This window comes from Kitasatospora sp. NPDC127067, assembly GCF_042724755.1.
GTDB classification, from domain to species: Bacteria; Actinomycetota; Actinomycetes; order Streptomycetales; family Streptomycetaceae; genus Kitasatospora; species Kitasatospora lactacystinica.
This window is the reverse complement of the sequence record NZ_JBHXEM010000013.1, coordinates 59332-73652: the sequence shown is the minus strand read 5'-3', so window position 1 is coordinate 73652 and position 14321 is coordinate 59332. Positions and strand designations below refer to the sequence as shown.

Genomic DNA, 14321 nt, shown 5'->3' with positions numbered 1-14321 from the left:
GGGCGCGGGTGGCGGGGGTGGGGGGGGGCCGGGCTCAGGTTGGGGCGGGGGGGGGGGTGGCGGGCGCCCGCCATGACGCCCAGCGGCGGGTAGGGGGCGATCGGCCAGTCCGAGCCGAGGACGACGGTGGCGCCCGCGTCCCAGAGGTCCCGGCAGCGCCACGCGCGGTCGGCCCGCTCCTCGCCGAGGCGGCGGGACCAGTTGTCGGTGTGGTCGGCGCGGGTGAAGTCGCAGCAGTGGGTGGGTTGCATGGAGGCGACCACGCCCAGCTCGGCGAACCGCCGGACCACCGCGTCCGGAACGGTCTCGATGTGCTCGATCCGGTGCCGTACGGGGGAGGTCCCGGGCGTCGTGCCCCCGTTCGTCGGCCCGCTCGTCGTCGCCTTCTCGATCGAGTCGAGCGCGTGCCGGACCGCGGCGTCGCCGATCGCGTGGGTGGCGGTCGGGACCCCGGCGCGGTGCAGCTCCCCGATGACGTGGGTGTAGTGCGCCGGGTCCGGCCAGAACGCGTGGGTGGACTCGCCGTGGCAGTCCGGGCGTTCCAGCCAGGCCGTCCCGTTGTCGATCGTGCCGTCCATGAACAGCTTGACGCCGTCCACCTGCCAGAGCCGACCGCCCCGGTCCTGCTGCCCGATCAGCGCGCTCAGCCCGTCCGCGTCCACGCCGGGCTGGCACCAGGGGGCGACGCGCAGCCGCAGCGGCAGCTCGCCCGCCTCGTCCAGGTCGGCGTAGAGGTCGAGGCTGTCGCCGTTGGCGTCCATCGCGTGGCCGCCGGTGAGGCCGGTGGCGGCCATGGCGCGCAGCGCGACGGCGAGGCGGTCGCGGCGCTCGGCGCGGGTGGGCCGGGGGGCGGCGCGCTCGACCAGCTCACAGGCGGCGTCCTCCAGCAGCAGGCCGGTGGGGCGGCCCTCGGTGTCGCAGACCACCTCGGCGGCCTGGTCGAAGCTGCGCGGTCCGTCCACGCCGGCCAGCTCCAGGGCGCGCGGGCTGGCGAGCATCGAGTGGGCGTCGAAGAGTTGGAGCAGCGCCGGGACGCCGTCCAGGACGGCCGCGAGGGCGGCTGACTCCACCGGACGGTCGCCGAAGACGTTCGGGTCCAGACCCCAGGCGTGCAGCCAGGCTCCGGGGGCGAGGCGCGCGGCCTCGGCGGCGAGGGCGGCGCGGACGCCGGCCAGGTCGGTGCAGGCGGAGAGGTCCAGGCCGTGGGTGAGCTCGGCGCCGGTGACCGGATGCAGGTGGCCGTCCACCAGGCCGGGGGTGACCACGGAGCCCTTGAGGTCGATCACGGTGGTCGTGGGGTCGGCGAGTTCGCGGACGGTGCGGTCGTCGCCGAGGGCGGCGATCCGGCCGTCCACGACGGCGAGGGCGGTCTGCGGGAGGAAACCGCCCGAGGCGGGGTCGAGCAGACGGGCGGAGAGGAGGACCAGGGAGGTGCGCACTTCGGCTCCAGCGGTGCTGCGGGTGGGGGCGGGGTGGGGTTGCGGGGGTGCGGGGGCTTCGGTCAGGACTGCTCGGCGACCGGGGCAGGAGCGGGGGGCGTGGGGGCGGGCGCGTCCGCCGGGCTCGTGGTGTCCGCGGGGTTCAGCGTGCCGTCGGCCAGGCCCAGTTCGCGTTCGGCGGTGGCGGCGGCGAGCCGGGTGACGGAGGACGGGTGCTCGCGCAGCCCGGTGTTGGCGTGGACGGCCAGGCCGTCGATCACGACGAGGATCCGAACGGCCGTCAGCACCGCGTCGTCGGTGTGGAATTCGCCCTGCTCGACCCCGGCGGCGATGACACCGCCGAGTCGGCCGCGCCAGCCGTTCTCCTGGTCGAGCACGCGCTCGCGCAGGACGGGGCGGTAGCGGCTGAGGTGGCGGGCGTTGAGCCAGAGCCGGCTCATGTCGTCGTAGGACGGGCCGGTGGTGCGCGCGAAGAAGCGCGCCAGGTGTCGCAGCGCGGACCCGTCAGGCGGCTCGGTGGGCAGCAGTGCCTCCAGCTCTGCGGTGGCGGCGCTGCCGAAGGCCTCGGCGACGAGGTCCTCGACGGCGGGGAAGTAGTGGCTGATCAGGCCGGGCCGGACGTCGAGTTGCTCGGCGATCCGGCGCAGGGTGATGCACTCCAGTCCCTCGGTGAGGGCGACCTCGGCCGCGGCGCCGACGATCTCCGCCCGGCGGTCCTCGGGGGACTTGCGAACCCGTTTGCGCTGAACGCTCGACGTCATGTTTCCGGATGCTATTGAGTGTGCGACCAATAAGCAAGCAGGTGGGCACGACACCCCCACGGAGGGCCCCCAATGGCGTCCACGCTCCCGGACCACCCCCGCATTTCCCCGGACCTGCCCCCGCGCCCGGCCGCCCCGCCCCAGCAGGAACGGGGCGGCCGGGTCGAGGTCCACGGCATCGACCACATCCCCCAGACCGAGCGGCGCGGGCGCGCCCGCGAACTGTTCCCACCCTGATCGCCTCCGGCCCGCTCTCGTACACCACCAGCGCGGACTTCTCCCGCTACCTGCCCGCGACCACCGCCCCGCGCGCGGTCCTCGGCTGGACGGCCCTCGGCGGCTTCCTGCCCAGCGTGGTGGTCGGCGGCCTCGGCGTGCTCGGCGCCACCGCCGTCGACATGACCGACCCGCAGGCCACCCTCCCGCAGATCCTGCCCGGGTGGTTCAACCCCGTCTTCCTGCTCTCCCTCGCGGTCAACGCCCTCACCGCCTACAGCGCGGGACTCGCCCTCCAGGCCGTCGGCATCCGCATCCGCCGCACCCTCAGCGTGCTGGTGGACGGCGCGGTCGCGGTCTCGCTGACGCTGTACGCCCTGCTGGTCTCCAACTTCCTCGACACCGTCAGCAACGTGCTCCAGCTGACCGTCGTCCTCCTCGGCCCCAGCACCGCCGTCTACGCCACCGACATCCTGCTGCGCCGCAACCGCTACGACGGCCGCGCCCCCGGCGACGAGAGCCCCGGCAGTCCCTTCTGGTACCGCGCCGGTGTCAACCCGGCCGGCGCCGTCGCCCTCGCGGGCGGCGTCACGGCAGCGGCGCTCGGTGTGGACACGCTCTACACGGGTCCGTTGGCGGCGTTGGCCGGGGTGGATCTGGCGTTGCCGGTGGGTGCGGTGGTGGCCGCGGTGCTGTACGGGGTGCTGATGCGTCGGCGTGGCGTGTAGCGCGCGGCGGTGTGCCGGGCTGCCGGTCGCCCTGCCTGCCTGCCTGGCCGCCCGCTCATGGCGGGTGGCCGGCCGGTGCGGCCGGTGCGGCCGGTGCGGCCGGTGCGGCCGGTGCGGCCGGTGCGGCCGGTGCGGCCGGTTCCGGGGAGCGGGTGGGACCGGGCGGCCAAAGGAAATGGCAAGGAGAGTGGATCCTCCTGCCACTATCAAGCTACAGCGTGACCCGGGGCTTGCGGCAAGGCCCCCTTTGTGGCGCAGAATCCCGACCGTAAGGCCATGACCTGCGGAAACGGGAGTCGTGAAATGCGCGTGGTGATGACGACATGGGGATCGCGCGGGGATGTCGAGCCGCTGGCGGGGCTGGCGGCGGCGCTGCGGGGGCTCGGCGCGGAGGTACGGGTGTGCGCGCCGCCGGACGAGGAGTTCGCGGCCCTGCTGGCGAGGGTCGGGGTGCCGCTGGTGCCGCTCGGCCCGTCGGTGCGCTCGATCGTCGCCGGTCCTAGGGCGCCGACGGCGGAGGACGCTTTCCGGCTGGCCCGCGAGCTGGTCGCCGCGAGGTTCGAGACGCTGACCGCGGCGGCCGAGGGCTGTGACGTGCTGCTGGCGACCGGCCTGATGCCGGCCGGCGCGCGGGACGTCGCGGAGAAGCTCGGCCTCCACTACGTGCTGGCCTGCTTCCACATCTTCGGACTGCCCTCGCGGCACTTCCGTCCCGGCCGGCGGCCGGGCACGCCGTCCCCGCAGGACGAGACCGACCACCGGAAGCTCTGGGAGCAGGACGCCCAGCGGGTCAACGGGCTGTACGGGGAGGCGCTCAACGATCACCGGGCGGCCATCGGTCTGCCGCCGGTGGAGAACGTCCGCGACCACGTCTTCACCGAGCGGCCGTGGCTGGCGGCGGATCCGACCCTGTGCCCGTCGGAGGGCATGACAGAACTCGACGTGGTGCCGACCGGGGCGTGGATCCTCCCCGACGACCGCCCGCTCCCGGCCGACCTGGAGGCGTTCCTGGACGCCGGTGAACCACCCGTGTACGTCGGCTTCGGCAGCATGGCCGCGCACGCCCCGGAGGGCATCGCGCGGGTGGCCGTCGAAGCGAGCCGTGCGCACGGCCGCCGGGTGCTGCTCGCCCGCGGTTGGGCCGGGCTCGCCCCGATCGACGACCGCGAGGACTGTCACGTCGTCGGTGAGGTGAACCAGCAGGCCCTGTTCCGCAGGGTGGCCGCCGTCGTCCACCACGGCGGCGCCGGCACCACGACGACCGCGGCCGTGGCGGGCGCGCCGCAGGTGGTCGTCCCCCGGATCGCCGACCAGCCGTACTGGGCCGCCCGGGTCGCCGAGTTGGGCATCGGCGCGGCCCACCTCGACCGGACGCCGACCGTTGACTCGCTCTCCGCCGCGCTCGGTACGGCCCTGGCGCCCGGGACCCGGGTGCGGGCGGGGGCGGTGGCCGGCGGTATCCGCACCGACGGGGCGACGGTGGCCGCGAAGCTGCTGTTCGAAGCCGTGGGCCGGAAGGTGCCCGCCGGGTCCGGGTGAGTGTCCGGGGAGCCGGGCCGCGCAGGGGCCGGGTGAACGGTGGCGCGGGCTGGGTGAACGGCGGCGCAGGCCGGGTGAACGGTGGCGCCCGGTGAACGGCGGTGCGGGCCGGGTGGGTTCGATTCCGGATCGGCCTCCTTGCGATCGATCAGGGGTGGTTGTCGGCCCGCGCACGGCCGGTTCCGGCATTGATCCGGCGACCGGCGGCCGGGTGTCGGCAAGGTCGGTTAGGGTGCCCACTTGCGCGCCCGGTCACCGCAGGCCATGCGCGAGGGGAGGGCGGCATGACCGACGGCACGCACGGGGGAGTGGGACAGGACGGGGACGGCATCCAGTGGCTCGCCGAGATCGGCCGGCCGGCCACGGGTCGACCGACAACGGGACGCCGGTCAACCGGCCGACCGTCAACGGCCGGACCCGACCCGGACGGTGAGGTCGGCGGCGTCGTCTTCGCCCGGGGGATCACGCCCCAGGAACTCGCCCGCCGGATGGGCGCCGACCCGGCCACCGCGACCGAGCCGATCAGCGACACCGAGATCCGGGACCTGGACATCGAGGTCTACCGCCCCGGTGACGACGGCGACGGCGTGATCCGGGTCGGCGAGTGCGTTGGCTGGTCGTTCGCGATCGAGTACGGCGACTCCACGGGTGGCGAACTGCTCATCGAGATAGCGCGCGACGGCGTCGAGGTGGTGCACTTCCGCCCGATGCCGGAGCAGCGGCCGGCCCTGCTCGACTACGCCCGGGACGGCGCCGTGCTGTGCGGCTTCGGCCTGGGCGAGGAACGCTGGCGCTGGGGCCAGGAGCCGGACCTGCTGGTACCGGACCTGGTCGCCGCCGGAGTCCTGGAGGCCGACGGCGTGACCCCCCGCGACCCCGGGCGCGAGCCCGAAGGGGCCGCCCGCCGCCGCGCCCTCGGTGCCGTCGAGCGGCGCTTCGGGCTGAGCCTGCCCCGGGCCGCCCTCGGCGGGTTGCGCCTGCCGGCGTACGCGGTGCGGGGAACCCCGGGCATGGCGCTGCGCTGAGGGGGTGCTGTTCCGGCGACCCCCGGCATCGATGGCCCGCGAAGCGTTGACGCGGGGGCGGAGGAGGGCCCGGCAGACGGAGGGCAGGGCGAACGGCAGACGCGGGAGCGGCGGGAACGGCAGCGACAGGAACGGCAGACGCGGGAGGGACAGGAACGGCAGACGCGGGAGGGACAGGAACGGGAGCGGCAGACGCGGAAGCGACGGGAACAGGGTGGTCACGGCAGGGTTCCTTTCCGGGCCCCACCGGCGGGGCCCCGATGGCCGCCATCCTTGCGCGCCGGCTGCTCGTCGCACATGTGCCGATCGGGAGGTTCCCGAGGCGCAATCCCTGCCCTGGCCCTGCCGATCGGCAGGGCCAGGGCAGGACGGGGCCGGGGAAGACGCGCCCCACCGTCGTCGCGAGCCTTCGCAGCCGGGCCGTGCGGCCCCGTCCTTCACCCGGTCGGCCGGTGGAATCCGGTTCGGCGCACGCCCCCGTCCAGGGGGTTCCACCAGGCATCCGCGGGATCCGGCCCCTAGGGTCTGTGGTGCGTCGACGAACCGAGCGCCGGGCGTACGCCGTCCCGCCGAGCGCCGGGGCGTCCGGCCGGCCCGAGGCCGCGTGCCGGGTGCCCGGCCGACCCGAGAGGTGGACCCACCCCATGCACACCGTCGTCCGCGGCGCCGGAGCGTTCGGCCTGGCCGCCCTGCTGCTCACCGCCGCCACCGGCTGCCAGGGCGACGGCTCCTCCGCCGCCGAGCCCGCGCCCACCTCCGCGGCCGTCGGCGCGGGGACGGGGACCGGCGCCGCCACCGGAGCGGCCGCCCAACAGCTGGACTGGCACGCCTGCTCCGCCCCCATCAGCGCCCAGGGCAGCGGCACCGCTCCCGCCGCCGACGACTGGCAGTGCGCCACCCTCAAGGCCCCGCTGGACCACGGCAAACCGGACGGTGCGACGATCGACCTCGCACTGATCCGCAGCCGGGCCAAGGACGAGGAGCACCGGATCGGCTCGCTGCTGTTCAACTTCGGTGGCCCCGGCGCCTCCGGCGTGGCCACCCTGCCCGCCCTCGCCGCAAGCTACAGCTCCCTCAACTCCCGCTACGACCTGGTGAGTTTCGACCCGCGCGGAGTCGGCGCCAGCGCCGGGGTGACATGCCTGGACGACCGGGCGATGGACGCCGCCACCGCCGCCGACAGCACCCCCGAAACCCCCGAAGCGGTGAAGGCCCTGGACGCCGACAACGCGGGCTTCGCCGCCGCCTGCGAGCACAACTCCGGCGCGGTGCTGCCGTACGTGGACACCGAGAGCGCAGCGCGCGACCTGGACCTGATGCGGCAGGTGCTGGGCGACCAGAAGCTCTCCTACTTCGGCATCAGCTACGGCACCCAGCTCGGCGGCGTCTACGCGCACCTGTTCCCGCAGCAGGTCGGACGGATGGTGCTGGACTCGGTGGTCGACCCGACCAAGGACCCGCAGCAGTCCGCGCTCGGCCAGGCCCAGGGCTTCCAGCTCGCCCTCGGCGACTTCATGAAGGCCTGCGCCGCCCAGGCCGGGACCGCCTGCCCGACCGGTGCGGGCGGCGACGACGGCACCGCGAAGGTCGAGGCACTGGTGCAGAAGCTGGCGCAGTCGCCGCTGCCCACCAAGCAGGGGCGGCAGCTCACCGAGAACCTGGCCGTCACCGGTATCGCGGCCGCCCTGTACAGCCAGGAGACCTGGCCCGCGCTGGCCACCGGGCTCACCGAGGCGATGGAGCTGGGGACCGGCGACACGCTGCTCCAGCTCGCCGACGCGCTGAACGGGCGAGACGCGCAGGGGCACTACACCAACCTGAACGCCGCGAACCGGGCGATCAACTGCGTGGACGCCCGGCAGCGCTACTCCGACCAGGACGTGCAGCAGCAGCTGCCGCAGTTCCGTGCCGTCTCCCCGGTGTTCGGGTCCTTCACCGCCTGGGGCCTGACCGCCTGCACCGGCTGGCCCGTCCCGGGTAGGGCCGCCCACCCGGACGTCTCCGCGCCGGGAGCCGCCCCGGTCCTGGTGGTCGGCACCACCGGCGACCCGGCGACCCCGGTGGAGGGCGCCCGCACGATGGCGGAGCAGCTCGGCGCGGGCGTCGGCGTCACCGTCACCCTGCAGGGCGAGGGGCACGGCGGCTACAACACCGGCAACCCGTGCCTGAAGCAGACGGTGGACGCCTACCTCCTGGACGGCACGGTGCCGGCGAACGGGACGACGTGCGGCTGAGCGGCCGGGCGGCGGGAAAGTGGCCCACTGCGGCAGCTGTTGATTGGCTCTGGAGAGTGGGCCACTCGGTCCACTAGCCTCTCCGGTGTGACGAACGATGTGACGAACGATATGACGACCGGCGCGCCCGCCCAGCAGCTTGCCCAGCAGCTCGACCAGCACCTCGACAACGGCCACCGGGCCGACAGCGACACCGTCAAGGTCGACTTCTACTTCGACCCCGTCTGCCCCTTCGCCTGGATAACCTCCCGGTGGATCCTGGAGGTCGATCGGCAGCGCGAACTCGACCTGAACTTCCGGGTGATGAGCCTGTCCGTCCTCAACGAGGGCCGCACCGACCTGCCCGAGCGCTACCAGCGCCTGATGACCACCGGCTGGGGCCCCGTGCGGGTCTGCATCGCCGCCGCCGAACAGCACGGTCCGCAGGTGCTGCGCGAGCTGTACACCGAGCTCGGCACCCGACTGCACGACCAGGACCGCGAGGCCGACGACGCCGTGATCCGCGAGGCGCTCGTGGCAGCGGGGCTGCCGGAGGAGCTGGCCGAGGCGGCGAACAGCACCGCGTACGACGAGGCCCTGCGCAAGAGCCACCACGAGGGCATGGACCCGGTCGGCGAGGAGGTCGGCACGCCGACCATCCACGTGGACGGCGTCGCCTTCTTCGGCCCGGTGCTGAGCGCCATCCCGCGCGGCGAGGACGCCGTACGGGTCTTCGAGGGCGTGCGACTGCTGGCCGGGTACCCGAAGTTCTTCGAGCTCAAGCGGACCCGGACGGGCGGGCTCGACTTCTCCTGAGCCACCCCGGCGGAGGCCGCGCCGTGCCCGCGCCGTGCCCTCGTCGGACCCCCGCCGAGCCCCCACGGTGCCCGCACGGAGGACTGCTGCGGGCCCGGCCTCCGGCCCGTCAGCCCCGGCGGCGCTGCTTGATCCTGATCGGCCCCGACCGGGGGTGGCCGATCACGGTCAGCACCGGGGCGCCCGGCTCCGCCTGCTCGGCGGCCTTGTTGACGATGTTTCCGGTGTTGGTGCTCGACGGGTCGATCCGTACGCCCCAGCCGCGCGGGACGATCAGCCGGATGTGGCCCATGCCGGTCGACGCCTCGACCGTGATCTCCTTGTGGGGGCAGACGGCCTCGGTGAAGTCGACCGTGAGCAGCGAGATCTTGGTCTCCGCGACGATCCGGCGGGGCACGGACCAGCGGCCGCTCTGCACCATGTTGTTCATCCGGGGCCGGAGCGTGAGGACCTCCTCCGCCGCGGACGCCTCCCGGGCCTCCACCCGGCCGCCGAGGTCGGCCACCAGGATGTCGAGTTCGCCGTACGTCCGCGCGGCGTAGGTGCGGTCGAGCCGCTCCTCCAATTCCCCGAGGTCGATGCGGCCGTCACCGGCGGCGACCCGCAACTGCTCGGCCACCGCCTCCCGGTCGCTGTCCCCGGCCCGGGGTTCCACGGCGGCCTCGGGCGTCTTGTGCAGGGCTGGCAGTTCCTCGTTGACCATGCGGCTACTCTAGGTCACGAATCGTCCTGGTGGGCGGCTCGATCGCCAACTCCGCACGGCCCGAGGATCTTTGAGCGCGCCCGGAGGAGCGGCCGAAGGAGCGGCCGAACAAGCGGCCGGGCGAAGGCTTCGCCGGGTGCGGTGGAAGCCCCCGGCAGGCTTCCGCAAACCGTTCGCGACGGCCCGCCCCCACGTACCGGATCGGCCTTCGGCGTGCCCGAGTCCGCCTCCCGTGCCCGACGCCGAGCCCGACGCCCGAGCCCGATCCGGCGCTGCGGGCCGGGGCGTCGAGCGGGTCGTTCTCCCCCGAGTGGACCGTTACCACCCCCTTCGGGCTCCCGTCCGGGCCCGGACCGTCCGACCATGGAGGGGCGGAGGCTGTTCGGCCCCCCGAGAGGCGGTGAGCGTGGATGATCGTACGAATCCGGCTGCGCGCTGTCCGTCACTCCGCGACTCCACCTGGTCCCGGTTCCAGCCCCGACCCCGGCGCCGACCGCGGCTCCGACCCGGGCCCGCGCCCGAGGCAGAGCTGGGGCCAGCCGCGAGGCCCGAGCCCCGGCCAGGGCCGGAACCGGGGCCCCGGTCAGGGCCCCGGCCAGGGCCGGAACCAGGGCCCCGGCGGTCCGGCCAAAGCTCCGCCTCCGCCGTCGTGGCGCCGCTGGCTGCTGCCCGTCGCGGTGCTGGTCACGCTGCTCCTGCTGGTGCTCTTCTCCAGTTCCGGCAAGCCCGGCACGCGCTACGGCTACTCCGACTTCGTGAGCCGGGTGGACTCCGGCCAGGTGCAGACCGTGAACGTCAGCGACACCGGCGGGGTGAGCGGCACGCTCAAGGACGGCACCCACTTCACCAGCCAGATCCCCACCGCCCTGGACACCTCCCAGCTCAGCGGCGCGCTCGCCGACCACCACGTGACGGTCACCGGCAGCCGGAGCAGCAGTGGCTCGATCTGGTCGACCCTGCTGCTGTTCCTGCCGCTGCTGATCTTCGGTGCGCTCTTCCTCTGGTCCGGCCGGATGGCCGCCCGCTCGCTGGGCGGCGGTCTGAGCGCCATCGGGCGGTCCCGGGCCAAGATCATCGAGGCCGAGCGGCCGGACACCGGGTTCGCCGACGTGGCCGGGTACGAGGGAGTGAAGCAGGAGGTCAGCGAGGTGGTCGACTTCCTGCGCAGCCCGGAGCGGTACGCCGCCGCCGGGGCCAAGGGGCCACGTGGGGTGATCATGGTCGGGCCGCCGGGCACCGGCAAGACCCTGCTGGCCCGGGCGGTCGCCGGCGAGGCCTCGGTGCCCTTCCTCTCGGTGACCGGCTCCGGCTTCGTGGAGATGTTCGTCGGCGTCGGCGCCTCCCGGGTCCGCGACCTCTTCGACGAGGCCCGCAAACGCGCACCGTCGATCATCTTCATCGACGAGATCGACGCCGTCGGCGGCCGGCGCGCGGGCGGCACCCGGTTCGGCGGCAACGACGAGCGCGAGCAGACCCTGAACCAGCTGCTCGCCGAGATGGACGGCTTCGACCAGAGCACCGGCATCGTCGTCATCGCCGCCACCAACCGCCCGGACGCCCTCGACCCGGCCCTGACGCGCCCCGGCCGCTTCGACCGGCAGGTCACCGTCCCGCTGCCCAACCAGGCCGAGCGGGCCGCCATCCTCGCCGTGCACTCCCGCGGCAAGACCCTGTCCCCGGACGTCGACCTCGGACGGCTCGCCCGCGGCACCCCCGGCTTCTCCGGCGCCGACCTCGCCAACCTGGTCAACGAGGCCGCCATCAACGCCGTGCGCGCCGACCGGGCCACCCTCACCGCCGACGACCTCGACACCGCCCGCGACCGGGTACTGCTCGGCCGCCGGGAGTCCTCCAACGCGCTGCTGCCCGAGGAGCGGCACGCCGTCGCGGTGCACGAGTCCGGGCACGCGCTGATGGCCGCGCTGTGCGAGCGCGCCGACCCGGTCGCCAAGGTGACCATCCTCCCGGCCGGCGTCGCCCTCGGCGCCACCGAGCAGCTGCCCGAGGCCGAGCGGCACCTGTACAGCGAGGGCTACCTGACCGACCTGCTCACCGTCCAGCTCGGCGGCCGCGCGGCGGAACTGGTGGTCTTCGGCGAAGGCTCCACGGGCGCCGCCAACGACCTCGCCAACGCCACCTCGGTCGCCACCCGGATGGTCCGGGAATTCGGCCTCTCCCCGGAGCTCGGGCCGGTCGGCTACTCCAGCGGCACCCCGCACTACCTCGGCGACAACCCCGAGGACCTGCTGCGCCGCCCGTACTCCGAGCAGACCCAGCGCGCCGTGGACGAGGCGGTGGCCGGCCTGCTGCGCCAGGCCGAGCGGCGGGCCCTCGGCCTGCTCACCGAGCACCGGCACCACCTGGACGAGCTGGCGGCGCTGCTGGTGGCCCAGGAGACGGTGGACGGTGCGGTGGTGCTCGACATCCTGACGCACCCGGCGCCGGGCCCCGCGCGGCCGGTCTCGCTGCGGAAGCCGGACGGGCCGGCGGACGTGGACGGGCCGGCGGACGTGGACGGGCCGGCGGACGTGGACGGGCCGGCGGACGCGGACGGCCCGGGGGAGACCCCCCGCCCGTGACGGCCGCATCGCCGGTGGTCGTATCCTCGTGACCGCGCCACCCACCACCGTCCCGAGGAGTCGGAATGACCGAGCCCCTGCCCGCCGACGTCCAGCGGGAGATCGCCCGTGCCCTCGGGGTCGCGCCCGTGCCGGACCCCGCGACGGAGGCCGAGCGCCGGGTGGAGTTCCTGGCCGACCAGGTGCGGACCAGCGGCGCGCGGAGCCTGGTGCTGGGCATCAGCGGCGGCGTCGACTCCACCACCGCCGGACGGCTCTGCCAGCTCGCCGTCGAGCGGCTGCGGGCCGAGGGCCGCCAGGTGACCTTCACCGCGATGCGGCTGCCGTACGGTGTCCAGGCGGACGAGGCGGACGCCCAGCTCGCGCTCGGCTTCATCCGCGCCGACGAGGTGCTGACCGTCGACGTCAAGCCCGCCACCGACGGCGCGCTCGCCGCCCTGAAGGCCGCTGGCCTGACCTACACCGACCACGGCCACGAGGACTTCGTCGGCGGCAACGTCAAGGCCCGCCAGCGGATGGTGGTCCAGTACGCGGCGGCGGGCGCCAAGGGCGGGCTGGTCGTCGGCACCGACCACGCCGCCGAGGCCGCCGTCGGCTTCTTCACCAAGTTCGGCGACGGCGCGGCCGACGTGATGCCGCTGTCCGGCCTGACCAAGCGGCAGGTGCGGGCGATCGCCGAGGCGCTGGGCGCACCGGCCGAGCTGGTCAAGAAGGTCCCGACCGCGGACCTGGAGAACCTCGCCCCCGGCCGCCCCGACGAGGACGCCCTCGGGGTCGGCTACGACGAACTGGACGACTTCCTGGAGGGCCTGCCGGTCAGCGAGGACGTCTTCCGCACCGTCCTGGGCCACTACCGCCGCACCGAGCACAAGCGCAACCTGCCGGTCGTCCCGCCCGTGGCATGACCGGCCCCGACGAGCGCGCCGCCGGGGCCGTCCTCGGAGCCGCCGTCGGCGACGCCCTCGGCGCCCCCTACGAGTTCGGCCCGGCCGGCGCCTTCTCCGCCCGCTTCCCGGACACCCCCGGTGACCTGGTGGCGGGCGGCGGCTGGGGGCTCGGCGAGGCCACCGACGACACCCAGATGGCCGTCCTGGTCGCCGAGTCCCTGATCGAGCGGGGAAGCCTGGACCTCCCGGACGTCTTCGACCGGTTCCGCCGCTGGGCCGCCGCCGACCCCCGGGACATCGGCATCCAGACGGAAGCCGTCCTGACCAGCGGCCTGCCCTGGGACCTCGCCGCCGCCGTCCACTTCAACACCACGCTGCGCGCCGCCGGCAACGGCGCCCTGATGCGGGCCTCGACCTCCGCCGTCGCGTTCGCCCGCGCCGGGCGGCGGGCCACCATGGACGCGGCCCGGCGCATCGCGGCGCTGACCCACGGGGACGGGGCCGCCTGGGAGGGCTCGGCGATCTTCCACGAGCTCGTCCGGCTCGCGCTCCACGGCGCCGACCCGCTGGCCGAGCTCCCCGCCGTCCTCGCCCACGTCGACCCCGGCCACCGGGAGCGCTACGCCACCGTCCTCGCCCCCGACTGGCACCCGGAGCGCGCCACCGAGGTCAACGGCGCGGTATGGCCCTGCCTCGGCTCGGCGGTCTGGGCGCTGCGCACCACCGAGGGCTTCGAGCAGGCGCTGCGCGCCGCGATCGACCTCGGCGGGGACACCGACACCGTGGCCGCCGTCACCGGCGGCCTGGCCGGTGCCAGGTACGGCCTGGCAGCGATCCCGGAGCGCTGGACCGGGCCGCTGCACGTCGAGCTGCCCGGGTTCGGTGGGCGGGTGCTCCGCGCGCCCGAACTGCTCGACCTGGCACGGAGGTTGACGGCCTGGGAGGCCCGGTAGCGCGGATCGGGGCAACGGGGTGCCCTCCAGCGCGCCAGGAGCGCGGTGCCCAGGGGCGGCGGCATCGGCGGGGCGGGCGTTCGAGGGGTTGGCGGGCCGTCGGGAACGGGCCTCAGGGGAGGAGGAAGACGACGAATCCCCGCGGGTGGAACAGGAGGTAGCCGATCAGGGCCCCCAGTGCCAGCAGATGACCGAGGAGCGCGCTGAGCATCGCCCAGCGCCAGCGGCGGTGCGGGGTCGACCTCCGGCCGGCGAGGGTCGCGCCGAGCAGGGCCGTGAGGGCGGTGAAGCCGAGCAGGGCCAGGGTTGCCTGCGGCAGTTCGCGCTCCACCCACCCGGTGCGGGCGTCGCGCCAGAGGTGCACCAGCAGCCACCCGTCGCTCACCGCCGTCAGGCCGCCCATCAGTGCGGCGAGCACCGTGTCGGGCACCTCCTCGCCCCGGCCCCTGATGCCCCTGGTCC

Annotated in this window: 13 protein-coding genes and 1 pseudogene; 10 read left to right on the top strand and 4 right to left on the bottom strand. The window is 74.8% G+C overall.

All coding sequences use genetic code 11. The annotated features are described in order from the left end of the window. Together ACFWJ4_RS08120 and ACFWJ4_RS08115 are read right to left on the bottom strand one after the other, a co-directional pair. The coding region (locus ACFWJ4_RS08120; RefSeq protein ID WP_380540600.1) for an amidohydrolase at nt 1-1439 on the bottom strand (1439 nt) is incomplete at its 3' end. A gap of 62 nt (nt 1440-1501) precedes the next feature. Continuing rightward, nucleotides 1502-2200 carry a TetR/AcrR family transcriptional regulator gene (locus tag ACFWJ4_RS08115; protein ID WP_380540597.1) on the bottom strand — a complete coding sequence of 233 codons (699 nt, stop codon included), beginning with the start codon at nt 2198-2200 and terminating at the stop codon, nt 1502-1504. A 72-nt stretch (nt 2201-2272) separates the two neighbouring features. On the opposite strand from ACFWJ4_RS08115, the gene ACFWJ4_RS08110 reads away from it, so the two are divergent. From ACFWJ4_RS08110 to ACFWJ4_RS08080, 7 genes and pseudogenes are all read left to right on the top strand, one after another. Further along, on the top strand, nt 2273-2437 hold the full coding sequence (locus ACFWJ4_RS08110) for a hypothetical protein (protein WP_380540715.1): 165 nt from the start codon (nt 2273-2275) through the stop codon (nt 2435-2437). Then, nucleotides 2431-3144: pseudogene (locus ACFWJ4_RS08105) on the top strand (cytosine permease); the annotation flags it as partial. The gene ACFWJ4_RS08110 and the pseudogene ACFWJ4_RS08105, both read left to right, overlap by 7 nt. Before the next feature lie 9 nt (nt 3145-3153). Then, the gene (locus tag ACFWJ4_RS08100; RefSeq protein WP_380540594.1) at nt 3154-3366 is read left to right on the top strand and encodes a 4-fold beta flower protein; all 213 of its coding nucleotides are present in this window, start codon (nt 3154-3156) and stop codon (nt 3364-3366) included. A gap of 81 nt (nt 3367-3447) precedes the next feature. After that, nucleotides 3448-4683, top strand: coding sequence for a glycosyltransferase (locus ACFWJ4_RS08095; RefSeq protein WP_380540591.1), 1236 nt, complete (start codon nt 3448-3450; stop codon nt 4681-4683). 284 nt (nt 4684-4967) lie between these two features. Next, nucleotides 4968-5708, top strand: coding sequence for a DUF6461 domain-containing protein (locus ACFWJ4_RS08090; RefSeq protein ID WP_380540588.1), 741 nt, complete (start codon nt 4968-4970; stop codon nt 5706-5708). Between the two features lie 644 nt (nt 5709-6352). Next, complete coding sequence (locus tag ACFWJ4_RS08085) at nt 6353-7942, top strand: alpha/beta hydrolase (RefSeq protein ID WP_380540585.1); 1590 nt, start codon at nt 6353-6355, stop codon at nt 7940-7942. An 87-nt stretch (nt 7943-8029) separates the two neighbouring features. Next, a complete protein-coding gene (locus ACFWJ4_RS08080; RefSeq protein WP_380540582.1) occupies nt 8030-8737 on the top strand; it encodes a DsbA family protein in 708 nt (235 codons plus the stop codon). Between the two features lie 109 nt (nt 8738-8846). Here the strand turns inward: ACFWJ4_RS08080 and ACFWJ4_RS08075 are convergent, their stop codons facing one another. After that, a complete protein-coding gene (locus ACFWJ4_RS08075) occupies nt 8847-9440 on the bottom strand; it encodes a DUF1707 domain-containing protein (protein ID WP_380540579.1) in 594 nt (197 codons plus the stop codon). Nucleotides 9441-10117: 677 nt separating this feature from the next. On the opposite strand from ACFWJ4_RS08075, the gene ftsH reads away from it, so the two are divergent. The 3 genes from ftsH to ACFWJ4_RS08060 all read left to right on the top strand — a co-directional run bounded on the left by ftsH (nt 10118) and on the right by ACFWJ4_RS08060 (nt 13859). After that, a complete protein-coding gene (gene ftsH, locus ACFWJ4_RS08070; RefSeq protein ID WP_380540576.1) occupies nt 10118-12019 on the top strand; it encodes an ATP-dependent zinc metalloprotease FtsH in 1902 nt (633 codons plus the stop codon). A gap of 65 nt (nt 12020-12084) precedes the next feature. Next, nucleotides 12085-12924, top strand: a complete 840-nt coding sequence (gene nadE / locus ACFWJ4_RS08065; protein ID WP_380540573.1) for an ammonia-dependent NAD(+) synthetase — start codon at nt 12085-12087, stop codon at nt 12922-12924. Beyond that, complete coding sequence (locus tag ACFWJ4_RS08060; protein ID WP_380540570.1) at nt 12921-13859, top strand: ADP-ribosylglycohydrolase family protein; 939 nt, start codon at nt 12921-12923, stop codon at nt 13857-13859. The genes nadE and ACFWJ4_RS08060 overlap by 4 nt, the downstream gene beginning before the upstream one ends. 112 nt (nt 13860-13971) lie before the next feature. On the opposite strand, the gene ACFWJ4_RS08055 is transcribed toward ACFWJ4_RS08060, so the two are convergent. After that, nucleotides 13972-14289, bottom strand: a complete 318-nt coding sequence (locus ACFWJ4_RS08055; protein WP_380540567.1) for a hypothetical protein — start codon at nt 14287-14289, stop codon at nt 13972-13974. Nucleotides 14290-14321 lie beyond the last annotated feature (32 nt).

Bases quoted from the DNA above. Each gene is read 5' to 3' on its own strand.
- ACFWJ4_RS08090 (WP_380540588.1), top strand. From the start codon at position 4,968: ATGACCGACGGCACGCACGGGGGAGTGGGACAGGACGGGGACGGCATC.
- ACFWJ4_RS08095 (WP_380540591.1), top strand. From the start codon at position 3,448: ATGCGCGTGGTGATGACGACATGGGGATCGCGCGGGGATGTCGAGCCG.
- ACFWJ4_RS08075 (WP_380540579.1), bottom strand. From the start codon at position 9,440: ATGGTCAACGAGGAACTGCCAGCCCTGCACAAGACGCCCGAGGCCGCC.
- ACFWJ4_RS08110 (WP_380540715.1), top strand. From the start codon at position 2,273: ATGGCGTCCACGCTCCCGGACCACCCCCGCATTTCCCCGGACCTGCCC.
- nadE (WP_380540573.1), top strand. From the start codon at position 12,085: ATGACCGAGCCCCTGCCCGCCGACGTCCAGCGGGAGATCGCCCGTGCC.
- ACFWJ4_RS08115 (WP_380540597.1), bottom strand. From the start codon at position 2,200: ATGACGTCGAGCGTTCAGCGCAAACGGGTTCGCAAGTCCCCCGAGGAC.
- ACFWJ4_RS08085 (WP_380540585.1), top strand. From the start codon at position 6,353: ATGCACACCGTCGTCCGCGGCGCCGGAGCGTTCGGCCTGGCCGCCCTG.
- ACFWJ4_RS08060 (WP_380540570.1), top strand. From the start codon at position 12,921: ATGACCGGCCCCGACGAGCGCGCCGCCGGGGCCGTCCTCGGAGCCGCC.